This is a genomic window from Streptomyces misionensis (genome assembly GCF_007896895.1).
Taxonomy (GTDB): Bacteria; Actinomycetota; Actinomycetes; order Streptomycetales; family Streptomycetaceae; genus Streptomyces; species Streptomyces misionensis_A.
Window position 1 is genome coordinate 28,668 of record NZ_VOGW01000012.1, and the last position, 1,120, is coordinate 29,787.

At 80.4% G+C, this 1,120-nt stretch carries 1 protein-coding gene and 1 pseudogene; both read left to right on the forward strand.

The annotated features are described in order from the left end of the window. A pseudogene (locus FRZ03_RS38760) lies at positions 1–539 on the forward strand (hypothetical protein); the annotation flags it as partial. A gap of 167 nt (positions 540–706) precedes the next feature. Next, positions 707–1,015 (forward strand): hypothetical protein, encoded by a 309-nt coding sequence (locus tag FRZ03_RS01920; protein ID WP_146463356.1) that lies wholly within the window; start codon positions 707–709, stop codon positions 1,013–1,015. Positions 1,016–1,120 lie beyond the last annotated feature (105 nt).

Consider the following 1,120-nt stretch of genomic DNA (forward strand, 5'->3'; position numbering starts at 1 on the left):
GCACCCCGGGCAAGCCCTGCGGCGACCCGCGCACCTGTGCCGACGGCAAGTCCTGCGGCGACACGCAGAAAGGATGCGCGCAGGGCACGTCGTGCGCCCAGAGCGGCGGCCGGTGCCGGGCCGGCGAGACCTGCGACGGGCAGGACGGGTGCCGGACGGGGCAGCAGTGCGCCGACGGCGAACGGCAGTGCGCCGGGGGCGGGAGCAGGACGGGGACCGGCGACGACACCTGCGGTGACGAGGACCGCGAGTGCGCCCGGGGCGGTGCCTGCCAGGACGACGAGGAGGCCTGCCGTGAGCCCCGCTCCGGCGCCGAGGGGGCCGAGGGCGCCGAGGGTGACGACGCCGACGACGGCGGGGACTGCGTTCCGGCCGGCACGCAGCACGGCGTGGCCGCCGGCACGGGCGGCACCTTCGACACGTCCGCCCCCGCCCTGGCCGCCGGCGGTGTCCTCGTCGCCGCCGCCTGCGCGGGCGCCGGCTACCGGATCCACGGTCGCGTCCGGACCCGCCGGGGAGCCCGGTCCGCCGACGTGTGATCCGCACAACTTCCGTCCCGCCCATGGATTTTCGTCCAGCGGGTACACACCAACCCGAGGACCCTCGACCGACCCGACAGACCCAACGACCCATTGCCACCCCTCGGGCAGCGTCCGGCACGGCCGGGACACGCACCGGACGGCACCACGGACTGCGCGGAGGCGACATGCGGCGGACGGACCCCGAGGGTCACGGCCCGGTCCGCTACGGTCCGCCGCTGCCCGGCGACGGACTCCCCGTGCTCCCCGAACTGGCCGCCGTGGTCGCCGCCGCCGCCCCCACCCCCCGCCCGGTGCACCCCGCAGCCGCACGGGTCCCTGCAGCGGACCACACCGGCGGCTCCGGACCCCCCGCACCGCCCGCCGCGCCCCCTCGGGCCCCGCGCGGCCTCGCCGCCCCCCCGGGCGTGCCGGCCGACGAACACGTCCCCGAGGCCGCCCCCCAGGCGCGCCCCGCCGCCGTGCGCCACCCCTAACCGGGCGCCGCCCCGCCTCGCCCCCCCGGGTCGCGGCCGCCGGCCGGAGGGCCCCCGGCCCCCGCCCCCCCCGCCCCCGCCCCGCCCCGGGCGCCCTGCGGACCG